The organism is Microcella sp., from assembly GCF_019739195.1.
In the GTDB taxonomy this organism is placed as follows: domain Bacteria; phylum Actinomycetota; class Actinomycetes; order Actinomycetales; family Microbacteriaceae; genus Microcella.
The window spans coordinates 1,218,617-1,233,588 of record NZ_JAHHDS010000003.1; the positions used below are offsets into that span (position 1 = coordinate 1,218,617).

At 68.2% G+C, this 14,972-nt stretch carries 14 protein-coding genes; 1 reads left to right on the forward strand and 13 read right to left on the reverse strand.

The window, feature by feature from the left end:
• Positions 1-11 precede the first annotated feature (11 nt).
• The 4 genes from hutI to hutH are packed head-to-tail and all read right to left on the reverse strand — an operon-like array spanning position 12 to position 5,490.
• Positions 12-1,232, reverse strand: a complete 1,221-nt coding sequence (hutI, locus tag KL788_RS07745; RefSeq protein ID WP_293170079.1) for an imidazolonepropionase — start codon at positions 1,230-1,232, stop codon at positions 12-14.
• Between the two features lie 4 nt (positions 1,233-1,236).
• On the reverse strand, positions 1,237-2,190 hold the full coding sequence (locus tag KL788_RS07750) for an arginase family protein (protein ID WP_428846132.1): 954 nt from the start codon (positions 2,188-2,190) through the stop codon (positions 1,237-1,239).
• A 17-nt stretch (positions 2,191-2,207) separates the two neighbouring features.
• Positions 2,208-3,902, reverse strand: a complete 1,695-nt coding sequence (hutU, locus tag KL788_RS07755; protein WP_293173249.1) for a urocanate hydratase — start codon at positions 3,900-3,902, stop codon at positions 2,208-2,210.
• A 46-nt stretch (positions 3,903-3,948) separates the two neighbouring features.
• A complete protein-coding gene (gene hutH / locus KL788_RS07760; protein WP_293170081.1) occupies positions 3,949-5,490 on the reverse strand; it encodes a histidine ammonia-lyase in 1,542 nt (513 codons plus the stop codon).
• 85 nt (positions 5,491-5,575) lie between these two features.
• Between hutH and KL788_RS07765 the strand changes: the two genes are divergently transcribed.
• Positions 5,576-6,343: an IclR family transcriptional regulator gene (locus tag KL788_RS07765; RefSeq protein WP_293170083.1), complete on the forward strand. Its 768-nt coding sequence runs from the start codon at positions 5,576-5,578 to the stop codon at positions 6,341-6,343.
• On the opposite strand, the gene KL788_RS07770 is transcribed toward KL788_RS07765, so the two are convergent.
• From KL788_RS07770 to pilM, 9 genes are all read right to left on the reverse strand, one after another.
• Positions 6,315-6,788: a hypothetical protein gene (locus KL788_RS07770; RefSeq protein WP_293170085.1), complete on the reverse strand. Its 474-nt coding sequence runs from the start codon at positions 6,786-6,788 to the stop codon at positions 6,315-6,317. The genes KL788_RS07765 and KL788_RS07770 overlap by 29 nt on opposite strands.
• A gap of 162 nt (positions 6,789-6,950) precedes the next feature.
• Complete coding sequence (gene tuf, locus KL788_RS07775; RefSeq protein ID WP_293170086.1) at positions 6,951-8,144, reverse strand: elongation factor Tu; 1,194 nt, start codon at positions 8,142-8,144, stop codon at positions 6,951-6,953.
• Positions 8,145-8,253: 109 nt separating this feature from the next.
• Positions 8,254-10,368 carry an elongation factor G gene (fusA, locus tag KL788_RS07780; protein WP_293170088.1) on the reverse strand — a complete coding sequence of 705 codons (2,115 nt, stop codon included), beginning with the start codon at positions 10,366-10,368 and terminating at the stop codon, positions 8,254-8,256.
• Between the two features lie 139 nt (positions 10,369-10,507).
• The gene (rpsG, locus tag KL788_RS07785) at positions 10,508-10,978 is read right to left on the reverse strand and encodes a 30S ribosomal protein S7 (protein ID WP_293170090.1); all 471 of its coding nucleotides are present in this window, start codon (positions 10,976-10,978) and stop codon (positions 10,508-10,510) included.
• Entirely contained in the window at positions 10,978-11,352 is a 375-nt protein-coding gene (gene rpsL, locus KL788_RS07790) for a 30S ribosomal protein S12 (RefSeq protein ID WP_293170092.1), read from the reverse strand. Before rpsL ends, rpsG begins: the two co-directional genes overlap by 1 nt.
• Positions 11,353-11,635: 283 nt before the next feature.
• A complete protein-coding gene (locus KL788_RS07795; protein WP_293170094.1) occupies positions 11,636-12,421 on the reverse strand; it encodes a hypothetical protein in 786 nt (261 codons plus the stop codon).
• Positions 12,422-12,516: 95 nt separating this feature from the next.
• On the reverse strand, positions 12,517-13,248 hold the full coding sequence (locus KL788_RS07800) for a hypothetical protein (protein ID WP_293170096.1): 732 nt from the start codon (positions 13,246-13,248) through the stop codon (positions 12,517-12,519).
• The gene (locus KL788_RS07805; RefSeq protein WP_293170098.1) at positions 13,245-13,916 is read right to left on the reverse strand and encodes a hypothetical protein; all 672 of its coding nucleotides are present in this window, start codon (positions 13,914-13,916) and stop codon (positions 13,245-13,247) included. Before KL788_RS07805 ends, KL788_RS07800 begins: the two co-directional genes overlap by 4 nt.
• Complete coding sequence (gene pilM, locus KL788_RS07810; protein ID WP_293170100.1) at positions 13,913-14,962, reverse strand: type IV pilus assembly protein PilM; 1,050 nt, start codon at positions 14,960-14,962, stop codon at positions 13,913-13,915. Before pilM ends, KL788_RS07805 begins: the two co-directional genes overlap by 4 nt.
• Positions 14,963-14,972: the final 10 nt, after the last annotated feature.

Genomic DNA, 14,972 nt, shown 5'->3' on the forward strand with positions numbered 1-14,972 from the left:
CCGGTGCGCTGTCATGCCGGCGAGAGGCCGAAAGGCCCGGGTCGATCGATCGTGATCGCCCCGGCGAGAATCACCCGCCGTACGAGAGGAACGCCTGGCCGGGAGGCGAGGTGGCGATAGTCGGGCGCATCGAGGATGACCGCGTCGCCCCGCGCGCCGAGCCCCAGGTGCCCGACATCGGTGCGGCGCAGCGCGCGTGCGCCCCCGCGCGTCGCGGCGTCGAGCGCCTCGAGGGGCGTCATGCCGAGCTCGCGCACGGCCAGGGCGATCGCGAGGGGCATGCTGCTCGAGAAGTTCGACCCCGGGTTGCAGTCGCTCGCGAGCGCCACGGCGACGCCCGCGTCGAGCAGACGGCGGGCATCCGGATACGGCTGCCTCGTCGAGAACTCGACTAGTGGCAGCAGGGTCGCGACGGTGCCAGCGCCGTCGCGGGCACTTGCCGCGAGCAGCTCCACATCGTCGTCGGCGAGGAAGGTGCAGTGATCGACGCTCGCGGCGCCGAGCTCGACCGCGAGGGCGACTCCTGCGTCGGGCGCGAGCTGGCCGGCGTGCACACGAAGCTCGAGGCCAGCATCCCGCCCCGCCTGCAGAATGCTCCGCGCCTCGTCGACGGTGAACGCCCCCGAGTCGATGAAGACGTCGATGAAGCGTGAGTGCGGTGCGCACGCCGCGAGCATGTCGCCGCACACGAGGTCGACGTAGGTCTCGCGCTCGTCGGCAAACTCGGCCGGCACGACGTGCGCACCGAGAAAGGTGGTCTCGGGGGTGACCTCGCGGGCGAGCCGCAGACATCGCGCCTCGTCGGCAACCGTCAACCCGTAGCCACTCTTGATCTCGAGCGTCGTCGTGCCCTGAGCGTGCGCCTGGGCGATGAGGTGCGCGAGTCGAGCGCGCAGCTCGACGTCGCTCGCGGCGCGGGTGGCGGCGACAGTCGTGCGGATTCCCCCCGCCGTGTAAGGGCGGCCAGCCATGCGCGCCTCGAACTCGTCGACGCGATCGCCCGCGAAGACGAGGTGGTTGTGACTGTCGACGAAGCCCGGGATGACCGCCGCGCCGTCGGCGTCGATGCGGGTGTCGGCAGCGGGGGCATCGACCGTGTCGCCCATCCACGCCACGTGGCCGTCAGCGATCACGAGAGAGGCCCCCGTGCGGATCGGCCGCTCGGGGTCGGCGGGGTCGAGGGTGACGAGCTGGCCGATGTTCGTGATGACGGTGCTGGTCGCGGCGCTCATGGTGTCATCCTGCCGCGCTCGGGATCATCGGGCGGCTCGCCAGCCCCGCGAGCGCTTCGAGCACGCACAGTGCGGCGAGGCGCACGGTGCGCTGGTCGGCAGTGTCGCGTGCGGCGTCGAGCTCGGCGAGGTCGATGCTCGTCACTGCGGGATGCGCGCCCGCGAGCCGCGCCGCCGTGCGCAGCTCGATCGCGCTGAGGCCGCCGGGCACGCTCGCCGGGCAGCCCGGCGCGACGCTGCGGTCGCACACGTCGAGGTCGAGGTCGACGTGCACGGGGCCGCCCGCCGAGGCCGCGCGATCGAGCGCTGTCGACATCGCGGCCTCGATCGGGGTGCGCAGCAGTTCTGCGCGGGTGACGACGGAGATGCCGTGCTCGGCAGCTCGCGCCGCGTAGGCCCGTGAGTTCGCGAGTGGTTCGATGCCGAGCTGGCTGACCCGCTCGCCCGCGAGCCCGGCCTCGAGCAGCCGCCGCACGGGCGAGCCGTTGGTGGTGCCGTCGCGCAGGTCGTGGTGGGCATCCAGCGTGACGAGGCCCGCGGTCGCGATGCCCGCGCCCCAGGCTCCGAGGGCGGCCGGCACGGTGGCAGCGTTGTCGCCGCCGAGAACGATCACGAGGGATGCTGTGCTCGCGAGCTCGGCAACCCGCGCGGTCGCGGCCGCCTCACCGGCGCCGTCGGGCTCGGGCACATCACCAGCGTCACGCACCGTCACGCTCGAACCGTCAGGCCGTGCGAGTGCGTCGGCGGAGTAGTACCGGAGAGCATCCCGAATCGCGGCGGGCGTCGTGTGCGCCTGGCCCGGCGATAGTGAGGTGCGCCAGGTCGGGATGCCCACCACGACAGCGTCCGCCCGCGAGCCCGGCGTCCACACTGGCCAGTCGCCCGCGCGGGGCCAGAGCGGGTCGTGTGCGAGCTGGTGTGCCTGTTGCGCGCGAGTGTTCCCGCCCGGGTCGGGCACACTCGTGCCGTACAGGCTCACTCGGCGCCGCCCTCGCGCATCGGAATGCGCACGCCGAACTGCTCGACGATCGGCTCGCCCTCGGTGTAACCCGCATCGATGTGGCGAATCACGCCCATGCCGGGGTCGTTCGTGAGCACGCGCTGCACCTTCTCTCCGGCGAGCGCCGTGCCGTCGGCGACGACCACCTGGCCAGCGTGGATCGAGCGGCCGATGCCGACTCCCCCGCCGTGGTGAATCGACACCCACGTCGCTCCGCTCGCCGTGTTGACGAGGGCGTTGAGCAGCGGCCAGTCGGCAATCGCGTCTGAGCCGTCTTTCATCGACTCGGTTTCGCGGTACGGGCTCGCGACCGACCCAGAGTCAAGGTGGTCGCGGCCGATCGCAACGGGGGCACTGAGCTCGCCCGATGCGACCATGTCGTTGAAGCGCTCACCCGCGCGATCGCGCTCGCCGTAGCCGAGCCAACAGATACGCGCGGGCAGGCCCTGGTAGTGCACGCGCTGCTGCGCCATCGGAATCCAGCGCTGCAGGCTCTCGTTCTCGGGGAACATCTCGAGCACCGCACGGTCGGTCGCAGCGATATCTGCCGGGTCGCCGCTGAGCGCCGCCCAGCGGAACGGACCCTTGCCCTGCGCGAAGAGCGGGCGGATGTAGGCGGGCACGAAGCCGGGGAACGAGAACGCGTCGGCGTACCCCGCGGCTTTCGCCTCAGTGCGGATGTTGTTGCCGTAGTCGAAGACTTCGGAGCCTGCACGCTGGAACCCGACCATCGCCTCAACCTGCAGCGCCATCGACGCCCGGGCGGCGGCCGCGAAGCCGATGGGGTCGCGCTCGCGGGCGGTGTGCCACTCGTCGACCGAGTGCTCCAGCGGCAGGTAGGCGAGCGGATCGTGGGCACTGGTCTGGTCGGTGACGATGTCGATCGGGGCGCCCATGGCGAGCAGGCGCGGAAAGACTTCGGCCGCGTTGCCGAGCACACCGATCGAGAGCCCGCGCCGGGCATCCCGTGCCTGCACCGCGAGTTCGAGCGCGTGTTCGAGCGAATCGGCCTGCTTGTCGAGGTAGCGGTGCTCAAGCCGCCGGGCAATGCGGCTGGGGTCGACGTCGACGCAGATCGCGACGCCGTCGTTCATGGTCACGGCGAGCGGTTGCGCGCCGCCCATGCCGCCGAGTCCGCCCGTGAGGGTGATCGTGCCGGCAAGAGTTCCTCCGAACCTTTGCGTGGCGACTGCGGCGAAGGTCTCGAAGGTGCCCTGCAGAATGCCCTGCGTGCCGATGTAGATCCACGAGCCGGCCGTCATCTGGCCGTACATCGTGAGGCCGAGGGCTTCGAGACGCCGAAACTCGTCCCAGTTGGCCCAGTCGCCCACGAGGTTCGAGTTGGCGAGCAGCACGCGCGGGGCCCACTCGTGCGTCTGCATGACTCCGACCGGGCGGCCCGACTGCACGAGCATCGTCTCATCACCCTTGAGCGTGGCGAGCGTGCGGGTCAGCGCGTCGAAGCTCGCCCAGTCGCGCGCCGCCTTGCCCGTGCCGCCGTAGACGACGAGCTCGTCGGGGTGCTCGGCCACCGCGGGGTCGAGGTTGTTCTGCAGCATGCGCAGGGCGCCCTCCTGCTGCCAGCCGAGGGTGTGCAACTGGGTTCCGCGGTGCGCGCGCACAGGGCGGGGGCCGCTGGGTGCTGGCGCTGCGCCGGATGCTGCGCTCATGCTCGTGGCGTCGGTGAGGGTCATGGCTGTTCTCCTGTCGGCGGGTCTAGACGATGGGGGTGACCGCGCGGGCGGCGGCCAGCAGCGTGCCGTCGTGCGTGAGCCGCACGGCATGCTCGATCTCGGGGGCGAGGTAGCGGTCGGGGCCGGGGCCGGCGACGTGCTCGCGCAGTGCGCTCACGACGGCGGCCGTGGCCGGGGCTGCGTCGACGCCGAGCGCGGCCGTGCGTAGGTCGAGCCCCCGCGCGGCCGTCAGCAGTTCGATCGCGACGACGCGCGTGAGTCCGTCGATCGAGCGGCGCAGCTTGCGGGCGGCCGACCAGCCCATCGCCACGTGGTCTTCTTGCATCGCGCTCGAGGGGATCGAGTCGACACTCGCCGGCACGGCGAGCCGCTTGAGCTCGCTCACGATGCCTGCCTGCGTGTACTGCGCGATCATGTGCCCCGAGTCGACACCCGGGTCGTGGGCGAGAAACGGGGGCAGCCCCTGGTTGCGGCTCGCGTCGAGAAAGCGGTCGGTGCGGCGCTCGCTCATGCTCGCGAGGTCGGCGACGGCGATCGCGAGAAAGTCGAGCACGTAGCCGAGCGGAGCGCCGTGGAAGTTGCCGTTCGACTCGACACGGCCGTCGAGCGTCACGACGGGGTTGTCGATCGCGCTCGCGAGCTCACGGTTCGCCACCATCGCCGCGTGCGCCATCGTGTCGCGCACGGCGCCGTGCACCTGTGGTGCGCAGCGCAAGGAATAGGCGTCTTGCACGCGCGTGCAGGCATCGGTCTGGTGGCTCTTCACCACGGCCGAGCCGCTCAGCACGGCGCGCATGTTCTCGGCACTGGTCGCCTGACCCGGGTGGGGGCGCAGGTTGTGCAGATCCGAGGCGAAGGGGCGATCGGTGCCGAGCAGAGCCTCGACGCTCATGCTCGCGGCGAGGTCGGCGGTGGCCACGAGGCGGTCGAGGTCGGCGAGGGCCAGAGCGAGCATCCCGAGCATGCCGTCGGTGCCGTTGATGAGGGCGAGGCCCTCTTTCTCGCGCAGCTCGACTGGCTCGATGCCGGCGGCCGCGAGGGCCTGAGCGGCGGGCATCAGGGTGCCGGCGGCATCGCGCACCTCCCCTTCCCCCATGACGGCGAGCGCGCAGTGCGCGAGCGGAGCGAGGTCGCCTGAGCAACCGAGGCTGCCGTACTCGCCCACGATGGGCGTGATGCCGGCATTGAGCAGCGCGACGTAGGTCTCGGCGACGACGGGGCGGGCGCCCGTGCGGGCAGTCGTCAGGGTCTGCAGGCGCAGCAACATCGTGCCGCGCACGACTTCGCGCTCGACTTCGGGGCCGCTGCTCGCCGCGTGCGAGCGCACGAGCGAGCGCTGCAGCTCGGCGCGCTTGGCGACCGGGATGTGCGTTGTCGCGAGCGCTCCGAACCCCGTCGAGACCCCGTAGTGCGGTTCGACGTCGTCGGCGAGGCCCTCGACGATTGCCCGGCTGGCGGACATCGCGGCGAGCGCTTCAGTGTCGATGACGACCGTCGCTCCGCCGCGGGCGACGGCGACGACCTCGTCGAGACTGAGGGGGCGACGGCCGAGCGTGATCTGCATGACCCCAGTGAACGCGCTGCGCTTCCGGCGCGCATCGGCCTGACGCGATAATCTGTCTGACATATCAGACAGATAGGGGATGCTCGTGCCCGACGTTCCCGCCGCCCGCGCGGCTCTGCGCATCGTGACGCTGCTCGCGCACCACAACGACCCCGTGCCCGCCTCGACTCTCGCGCGCGAGCTGCAGCTGCCGCGGTCGAGCGTCTACCAGCTGCTGCGCGTGCTGCAAGACGAAGGGTTCGTCGTGCACTACCCCGAGGCCCGGGCCTACGGCCTCGGCGCCCTCGTCGCCGAGATCGGCGGCTCGGTGCTCAGCGCCAGCAGGCTTGCGCGCCTCGGCGGCCCGCTGCTCGACCGACTGGTGCGCGAGTCACCCGTGCCGGTCGTCGCACAGCTCGCCGTACTGGCCGGCGGCGACGTCTCGTATGTCGGCCAGGCCTCAGCGGCGCGCGCACCGACGACGGTCGTGCGCGTCGGTGTGCGGCTGCCGGCGCACCTCACCGCCACGGGTCGCGCCATGCTCGCAGCGCTGCCCGCGCCGCAGGTGCGTGCGCTCTTCCCCCACCGCGACGCCCTCATCACGCGCCGCGGCGTCGGCCCCCGCACCCTGTCTGAGCTCGACCGCATCCTCGCGCAAGCGCGAGAGAGCGGCCTCGCGTCAGAAGACGGCGAGATCACCGCGGGCTACGCCTCGGTCGCCGCGACCGGCATCGACCGCACCGGCTACCCGGCTGCCGCGCTCGGCCTCACCTACCGCGCCGAGGCCGTCGCCGCCCCGGAAGTGGATGCTCTCGCCGACGCTGTGCGCTCCGCCGCGGCCGCGCTCAGCGCGCGTCTGCAGGGTCGCTCGTAGTCGAGAGCGGCGCCGGCGCAGTCGGCCGACCGCGGTCGAGCAGGAGCACGACGATCGGCGTCGCCAGCATGGCGAGCGGCACGAAAAGGGCCGAGCCGAGCAGCCCGAGGGCTCCGACGAACCCGCCCTGAGCATCCGACGCCTCGCCGAGAGCGACCACGATCGCCACGTTCGCGATTCCGGCGATGAAGGCCGACAGCGCATGCGCGCCGATGCGCCACCACGGCCCGCGGTGTCTCAGCAGGGCCGCGCCAACTGCGACGAGCGCCGCCCAGAGGGCGAGCCCGGGGCCGGCGAAGCCGAACACGAACTCGGGCACGACGCTGAGCAGCTCACCGAACTCGAGCGACGCGAACGCGCCATAGATCACGAGCACCACTAGCGCGAAGACCAGCACGGTCGAGCCGACCAGCACGAGCACCTCGCGCACGACTCTCAACGCCATGTCTGCCTCGTCTCTCTGCCTCGTCTGCCTGACACGTGCGACGAGCGTACTGGCACCGCGCCAGCTGTGGCGGGCCCTCTGATCACGCCGGCGCCGGGCCCACAACGACGAAGCGGGGCCGCACCCAAAGGTGCGACCCCGCTCACGAGCAGTGCAGAAGTTCTACTTGAGAACCTTCGTCACCGTTCCGGCGCCGACGGTGCGGCCACCCTCACGAATGGCGAAGCCGAGGCCCTCCTCCATGGCGATGGGCTGGATCAGCTCAACGACCATGTCGGTGGTGTCGCCGGGCATGACCATCTCGGTGCCCTCAGGCAGCGTGATGACGCCGGTGACGTCGGTGGTGCGGAAGTAGAACTGCGGGCGGTAGTTCGTGTAGAAGGGGTTGTGACGGCCACCCTCGTCCTTCGAGAGGATGTACGCGGTGCCCTCGAAGTTCGTGTGAGGGGTCACCGAACCCGGCTTCACGACGACCTGGCCGCGCTCGACGTCTTCGCGCTTGGTGCCGCGGAGCAGGAGGCCACAGTTCTCGCCGGCCCACGCCTCGTCGAGCTGCTTGTGGAACATCTCGATACCCGTGACGATGGTCTTCTGCGTCGGGCGGATGCCGACGATCTCGACCTCGGAGTTGATCGCGAGGGTGCCGCGCTCGGCGCGACCCGTCACGACCGTGCCACGGCCGGTGATGGTGAAGACGTCTTCGATGGGCATGAGGAACGGCTTGTCCTTGTCGCGCACCGGGTCGGGGATCGACTCGTCGACAGCTTCCATGAGCTTGAGGATCGACTCGGTCCACTTCTCGTCGCCCTCGAGCGCCTTGAGGCCCGAGACCTGGATGACGGGAGCGTTGTCGCCGTCGAAGCCCTGGCTCGAGAGCAGCTCGCGAACCTCGATCTCGACGAGCTCGAGAATCTCTTCGTCGTCGACCATGTCGCTCTTGTTGAGCGCCACCATGAGGTACGGCACGCCGACCTGCTTGGCGAGCAGCACGTGCTCACGGGTCTGGGCCATCGGGCCGTCGGTCGCCGCGACCACGAGGATCGCGCCGTCCATCTGCGCAGCACCGGTGATCATGTTCTTGATGTAGTCGGCGTGGCCGGGGGCATCGACGTGCGCGTAGTGACGCTTCGGCGTCTCGTACTCGACGTGCGAGATGTTGATGGTGATGCCGCGCTGACGCTCTTCCGGAGCCGAGTCGATCGACGCGAAGTCACGCTGCACGTTGGTCGCCGAGGGGTACTTGTCTGCAAGCACCTTCGAGATGGCGGCGGTGAGCGTGGTCTTGCCGTGGTCGACGTGACCGATGGTTCCGATGTTGACGTGCGGCTTGGTCCGCTCGAACTTGGCCTTAGCCACTGTGGGTCCTCCTCAGGACTTGTTTGCTCAGCATCCGGGTTTCAGACACCGCGCGATTTGGTGTGTATGTATCGTACTCAGGCTCGGCGAGCCCTCGCAGGTCGGGCGATTACTCGCCCTTGTTCTTCTGGACGATCTCGTCGGCGACGGCCTTCGGGACCTCCGCGTAGCTGTCGAACGTCATCGAGTAGACGGCGCGCCCGGAGGTCTTCGACCGCAGGTCTCCGACGTACCCGAACATCTCCGACAGCGGCACGAGGGCGCGAACGACCTTGACACCCGTTGCGTCCTCCATCGACTGGATCTGGCCGCGACGGGAGTTCAGGTCGCCGATGACGTCGCCCATGTACTCCTCGGGGGTGCGCACCTCGACCGCCATGAGCGGCTCGAGGAGCACGGGGTTCGCCTTGCGAGCGGCCTCCTTGAAGGCCATCGACCCGGCGATCTTGAACGCCATCTCCGAGGAGTCGACGTCGTGCGCTGCACCGTCGAGGAGCGTCGCCTTGACGCCCACCGTCGGGAAGCCGGCGAGCACGCCGACCTGCATCGCGTCTTGGATGCCCGCGTCGACCGAGGGGATGTACTCGCGCGGAACGCGGCCACCGGTGACAGAGTTGACGAACTCGTAGCTCGTCTCGGGCGTGACCTCGAGAGGCTCGAGGCTGATCTGGATCTTTGCGAACTGACCGGAGCCACCCGTCTGCTTCTTGTGGGTGTAGTCGTACTTCTCGATCGTGCGCTTGATCGTCTCGCGGTAGGCCACCTGGGGCTTGCCGACGTTGGCCTCGACGTTGAACTCGCGCTTCATGCGGTCGACGAGAATGTCGAGGTGCAGCTCGCCCATGCCCTTGATGACGGTCTGGCCGGTCTCGATGTTCTGCTCGGTGCGGAACGTCGGGTCTTCTTCGGCGAGCTTCTGGATGGCCGTGCCGAGCTTCTCCTGGTCGGCCTTGGTCTTCGGCTCGATCGCGACCTCGATCACGGGCTCGGGGAACGTCATCGACTCGAGCACGACCTGCTGCTGGATGTCGCTGAGCGTGTCGCCCGTCGTCGTGTCTTTGAGGCCGATGACCGCGTAGATGTGGCCCGCGGTGACCGAGTCGACAGGGTTCTCCTTGTTGGCGTGCATCTGGAAGATCTTGCCGATGCGCTCTTTCTTGCCCTTGGTGGAGTTGATGATCTGAGCGCCCGAGTCGATCTTGCCCGAGTAGACGCGCACGTAGGTGAGGCGACCGAAGAACGGGTGCACCGCGACCTTGAACGCGAGCGCCGCGAAGGGCTCGGTCGAGTCAGGCTTGCGGATGATCTCGACCTCTTCGTCGCGCGGGTCGTGCGCAACGGTCGCCGGCACGTCGAGCGGGCTCGGCAGGTAGTCGACCACGGCGTCGAGCATGGGCTGCACGCCGCGGTTCTTGAACGCCGAGCCGCAGAGCACCGGGTAGATCTCCGAGGCGACCGTCATCTTGCGGATGGCGCCCTTGATCTCGGCGACCGTGAGCTCTTCGCCGCCGAAGAACTTCTCGAGCAGCACGTCGTCAGACTCGGCGACGGTTTCGAGCAGCGCCTGGCGGTACTCGTTGGCCTTGTCGACGAGGTCGGCCGGAATCGGCTCGATCTCGTACTTCGCGCCCATCTCGACGTCACCCTTCGAGTCGCCGCGCCACGTGAGCGCGCGCATCTCGACGAGGTCGACGACACCCTCGAAGGTGTTTTCGAAGCCGATCGGCAGCTGAATGACGAGGGGCTTGGCGCCGAGGCGCTTCACGATCGTGTCTACGGTGAAGTAGAAGTCGGCACCGAGCTTGTCCATCTTGTTGACGAAGCAGATGCGCGGCACGTCGTACTTGTCGGCCTGGCGCCACACGGTCTCTGACTGGGGCTCGACGCCTTCCTTGCCGTCGAAGACGGCGACAGCGCCATCGAGCACGCGCAGCGAGCGCTCGACCTCGACCGTGAAGTCGACGTGGCCGGGGGTGTCGATGATGTTGATCTGGTGCTTGTTCCAGAAGCAGGTCGTGGCAGCCGAGGTGATCGTGATGCCGCGCTCTTGCTCTTGCGCCATCCAGTCCATCGTGGCGGCGCCGTCGTGCACCTCACCGATCTTGTGCGTGATGCCCGTGTAGAACAAAATGCGCTCGGTGGTGGTCGTCTTGCCGGCGTCAATGTGCGCCATGATGCCGATGTTGCGGACCTTGTTCAGGTCGGTGAGCACGTCCTGTGCCACAGGGATGTCCTTACTTTCAGTATTTCGTCAATGTGATGGCTTTACACCGTGTCGGCCCGGGACGGGCCGCCACCCGGCCTTCGCAGCGGGGCCAGAAATGGCCCCGCTGCGCGCTCAGCCCGGCTGGCAAACCTTCGGTTTACCAGCGGTAGTGCGCGAAGGCTTTGTTCGACTCAGCCATCTTGTGCGTGTCTTCACGACGCTTGACCGCGGCACCGAGGCCGTTCGAGGCGTCGAGAATCTCGTTCATGAGGCGCTCGGTCATCGTCTTCTCGCGACGAGCCTTGGCATACGAAGTCAGCCAGCGCAGCGCGAGGGTGTTCGCGCGGTGCGGCTTGACCTCGACGGGCACCTGGTAGGTCGAGCCACCGACACGACGCGAACGCACCTCGAGGGTGGGTCGCACGTTGTCGAGGGCCTTCTTGAGCGTCGCGACGGCATCTTGACCGTTCTTGGCGCTCACGCCTTCGAGGGCACCGTAGACGATGCGCTCGGCGAGGCCCTTCTTGCCGTCAAGAAGAATCTTGTTGACGAGCTGGCTGACGATCGGCGCGCCGTAGACCGGATCTGCGACGACGGGGCGCTTGGGTGCTGGACCTTTACGAGGCATTACTTCTTGTCCATCTTCGCTCCGTAGCGGCTGCGCGCTTGCTTACGGTTCTTGACCGCCTGAGTGTCGAGGGCGCCGCGCACGATCTTGTAGCGCACGCCCGGAAGGTCTTTCACACGACCGCCGCGCACGAGCACCATCGAGTGCTCCTGCAGGTTGTGGCCCTCGCCGGGAATGTAGGCGGTGACCTCGGTGCCGTTGCTGAGCTTGACGCGAGCGACCTTGCGCAGAGCCGAGTTCGGCTTCTTCGGGGTCGTCGTGTAGACGCGCGTGCAGACGCCGCGCTGCTGAGGGTTGGCCTTGAGGGCCGGCGCCTTGGTCTTCGAGACCTTCGGCGAGCGGCCCTTGCGGACCAGCTGTTGAATAGTGGGCAAAACTGCTCCTTGACTGTGCTGCACGGTGACAGCGGTTGCGGTTGGAAAGTCCCTGACTGCACTGCTGAGTGCGGTCAGGCTCACGCGAATCCGTCCGGCCCGACGAAGGTGCTCGCCGGGTGACGAATATGCCGTGGGGGTGTGTGCCCGCCCGCCGGAGCGTTCGATGCGTCAGTGACCCTCTGCGTGCGCGTCAGCCGCCTGGAGTTCCGCTCTCACGGCACGACACAGGCGTGCGCCAAAGCACACACACTGCTAAGGGTAGACCTCTGGAGTGATGTGGTCAAACGGCAGTGTTGGAGTTCAGAGTGGCCCGGTGCTCGGCCAGCTCTTGCTCGTAGGCGGTGCGAGCCTCGGCGTTGCGCGCCCGAGCGGTTCTGCCTCGCTTCGACACCAGCCCGCCGACCCAGATCGGTACTTCACGCGCGGCGATCGCGGCGGCGAATCCGAGCGGATTCGTGAGCTGCTGCAGCACGATGCTGTTGACCTCGGCCGCCGAGGCGCCGATCGCGCTCGCCGAGATGAGGGCGGCGCCGACGAAGCCGACCCACACGACGATGGCCACGATGAAGCCACCGAGCACATGCGCCCACCAGCCGCCGCGATTCACGATGATGACGAGCAGCAGGTACGACAAGAAGAAGATGATCACCGGCAAGTAGAACGTGACCGACGAGAGGTACTGCAGCGCGGGAGCGAGGCCGGCGGGCGACCCGATGACTGCGATCAGCAGCACGAGCATGGCGTAGGCGACGGCGAACAGTGCGGCACCCAGAAGTGCGACCAGCGCGCCGACGCCACGAGCACCGCGCTTTTTCGGGGGCTGGGGTGCCTGCACGAACACCACGGTCGGCTGAGCGGGTGCCGCGGGGGTCGTCTCCGCAGCGGGAACGGCCACCGGTTCGACGACCTCGGTCGTCGGCGCGGGGCTCGGGCTCGTCACTTCGGTCGACTCGTCAGCGGCCACGGCCGTCGGCTCGGCCTGGGCCTCGGCAGGCGACTCAGCAGGTGTCGCCGCGGGCTCCGTCGTCTGATCGTCGGTGGGCTCGGAGGAAGACTGGGTGGCCATGACGCGTCCTTTCACAGGGAATACGAACGCGCCACCCTACCAAGATGCGGTGTCGGGATGCCCGCTCCGAGCATCCCGACACCGCAGTTCTGACGCTACGGAGAGGGGGTCGGCTCGGCCGACGGCTGCGTGCCGGCCGGGTCTGTCGCCTCCGGTGTCGGCGACGCGCTCGGCTCTGGCTCGGGCTCCGGCTCGGGCTCCGGCTGCACATCGAGCAGGTCTTCGCCGCTCACCGCGTAGATGATCATCGAGAACGTCATCTCCCCGACTCCCGCGGCATCTTGGCCGTAGTTGCCCGTCGACACGATGGCGAAGCGCGCAGACTCTTGAAGTGCCTGGATGTACGACAAGATTCGCGCGAGCTCTCCGCGGACCGTGACCGAGACCGAGATCCGCAGAAGCGATCCCGTCGGCAGGACTCCGTCGCCGTCGACCTCTGGAGCAGGCGGCTCGTCGCCGTCCTCCAGAACCCCGGCAGATGTTGGAGCGGGTTCGTTGAGCGCGATGTTCTCGAGACTTAGCCCTGCCGAGAGCATCGTCGTGAGAAGCTCTTCGACTGCGTCGTCGTAGGCGGCGTCGGTCGGGAACTCCGCCCGCAGCTCCTCCAGCTCAAGCAACAGGGTGTCTATCTGCTCGAAGTCTGCCTGCAATTGGGCGAGGGTCGCTCGAGCCACATCATTCTGTGCGACGACGCTCTGCCGGTCTGCGTCGAACCGGGCAGTGTCTGCGAGTTTTGGCGAGATGCCAAGGAACCACCCGAGGGCGATCACGATGATGATGACAATCGCGGTCGCAAAGGTCCAGATGCGTGTCGATGCCGTCGTCATTCGGTCACCTCTTCTTCTGAGAACCGGTTCGAGAGTGCGACGTCATTGAGGTTGATGGTGACGGTCGTCTCGTAGCCTCGTTGAGTTCGAACGATCGAGTCAATGCTCGCGTCGGCGTACGTGTCGATGAGCTCCCACTCGCGATACCACACGTACGGCACGGGCAGTTCAGCAGTAAGCACCACCATCGTGACGGTGGCCACGCGCGGAGAACGCAGCGGACCAGTGATGCCGAGCGGCGGCTCGGCCGGTGAGTCGGACGAGAAGGCAAGTGAATCGACGGCTTCCTCGTCGCTGAGCACGCTCAGATAGGGCTGCAGTGCGTCGCGCCACAGCACTTCGACGCTGGCGAGCTCACCCCGTACGTCAGCGATTGACTGCAGCTGGCCGAGTACGAGGGTGACCTCGGTGAATTCGAGTTGCGAAGCGAGAAGTTGCTCGGTGGTGCGACGCTCTGCGGCGAGCTGCGCCTCAGCATTGGCGGCGACCAAGAACGAGCCCACGACGCCCGCTACCGTGAGGGCGAGCACGGCGACGACCGCCGTGATGAGACCGCGTCGACGACCGCGCTCTTTCTTCTGCAGCGCCACCTCGGGCGGCATGAGGTGAGCGCGTGGCACTCCCCCGTAGACGAGCGCGCCCGTCTCACGGCTGTCGCGGCGGCTCATGCTGCGCTCCCCACCGCGAGGCCGATGGCCGTAACCCAGGCCTGCATCTGATCATCGCTCTCGGCGCCGCGCAGGCCGCGCGCAACCGCAACTCCAGCTGTCGGGTTCACCGGCACGACCGAGATGCGCGTCGACTCGGCCAACGCGCTCGCGAACCCGCGCATGCGGGTGGCGCCGCCCGCGACCGAGAGATGGTCGAAGACCACTCCCGTGCGCACACCTGCGAAATAGGCCAAGGTGTTGCGCACCGCCGTGAGCAGCTCGCTCGTCGATTCGTGAATCACCTCAGCGGCCACGCGTTCTTCGTCGGTGCTGCCCGCCGTCGTCAGCCCGAGTTCGCGCTTGAGCAACTCGGCCCGCTCTCGCGGAATCGAGAGCCGCGCCATGAGCGCGCGGGTGGCGTCGTCACCCCCGGCGGGAACGATGCGCACGAAGAGGGGCACACCGGCCTGCACGATCACGATCGACGTCGCATTGGCGCCGATGTTCATGTGTACTGCAAAACCTTTGGTCGGGCTCGAGACCGTGTGCATTCGCGTCATCGCGAACGGCAGCAGATCCATACTGACCGGGTTGAGTCCCGCCATGGTGGCCGCGGTCACGTTCGTTGTGACCGCTTGCTTGAAGGCGGCGACGAGCAGGCCGTTGACCACGGCCCCCGACTCGTTCTGGCCCTCGCCGATCGGGTAGTAGTCGAGAACGGCGTCGTTGACCGGCACAGGCAAGAGGTCTTGCACCTGAAACGGCAGCGACTCTTTGATCTGCGCGAGCGGCATGCGAGGCACCGCGAGATCACGCACGATGACGCTCTGCCCGCCGATGCCGAGCGCGATGTCTTTGGTCTTGAACCCGCCGGCGGCCCACAGGCGTTTGAACGCCGATGCGACAGTGTGCACCTCGAGAATCTCGCCGCGCTTCACCGAGCCCTCGGGAAGAGGCACTTCGTGAACGCGCAGCAGCGTCGGCCTCGCCTTCGCCGCGTCGTCGATCTCGACGGCTCGCAGAGACGAGCTGCCGATGTCGACACCCACTACCCCGTTCACCATGTGCGCCCCC

Coding starts and splice junctions, on each gene's coding strand:
- rpsG (WP_293170090.1), bottom strand. CDS start 10,978: ATGCCTCGTAAAGGTCCAGCACCCAAGCGCCCCGTCGTCGCAGATCCG.
- KL788_RS07795 (WP_293170094.1), bottom strand. CDS start 12,421: ATGGCCACCCAGTCTTCCTCCGAGCCCACCGACGATCAGACGACGGAG.
- KL788_RS07800 (WP_293170096.1), bottom strand. CDS start 13,248: ATGACGACGGCATCGACACGCATCTGGACCTTTGCGACCGCGATTGTC.
- hutU (WP_293173249.1), bottom strand. CDS start 3,902: ATGAGCGCAGCATCCGGCGCAGCGCCAGCACCCAGCGGCCCCCGCCCT.
- pilM (WP_293170100.1), bottom strand. CDS start 14,962: ATGGTGAACGGGGTAGTGGGTGTCGACATCGGCAGCTCGTCTCTGCGA.
- KL788_RS07770 (WP_293170085.1), bottom strand. CDS start 6,788: ATGGCGTTGAGAGTCGTGCGCGAGGTGCTCGTGCTGGTCGGCTCGACC.
- KL788_RS07805 (WP_293170098.1), bottom strand. CDS start 13,916: ATGAGCCGCCGCGACAGCCGTGAGACGGGCGCGCTCGTCTACGGGGGA.
- hutI (WP_293170079.1), bottom strand. CDS start 1,232: ATGAGCGCCGCGACCAGCACCGTCATCACGAACATCGGCCAGCTCGTC.
- hutH (WP_293170081.1), bottom strand. CDS start 5,490: ATGCAGATCACGCTCGGCCGTCGCCCCCTCAGTCTCGACGAGGTCGTC.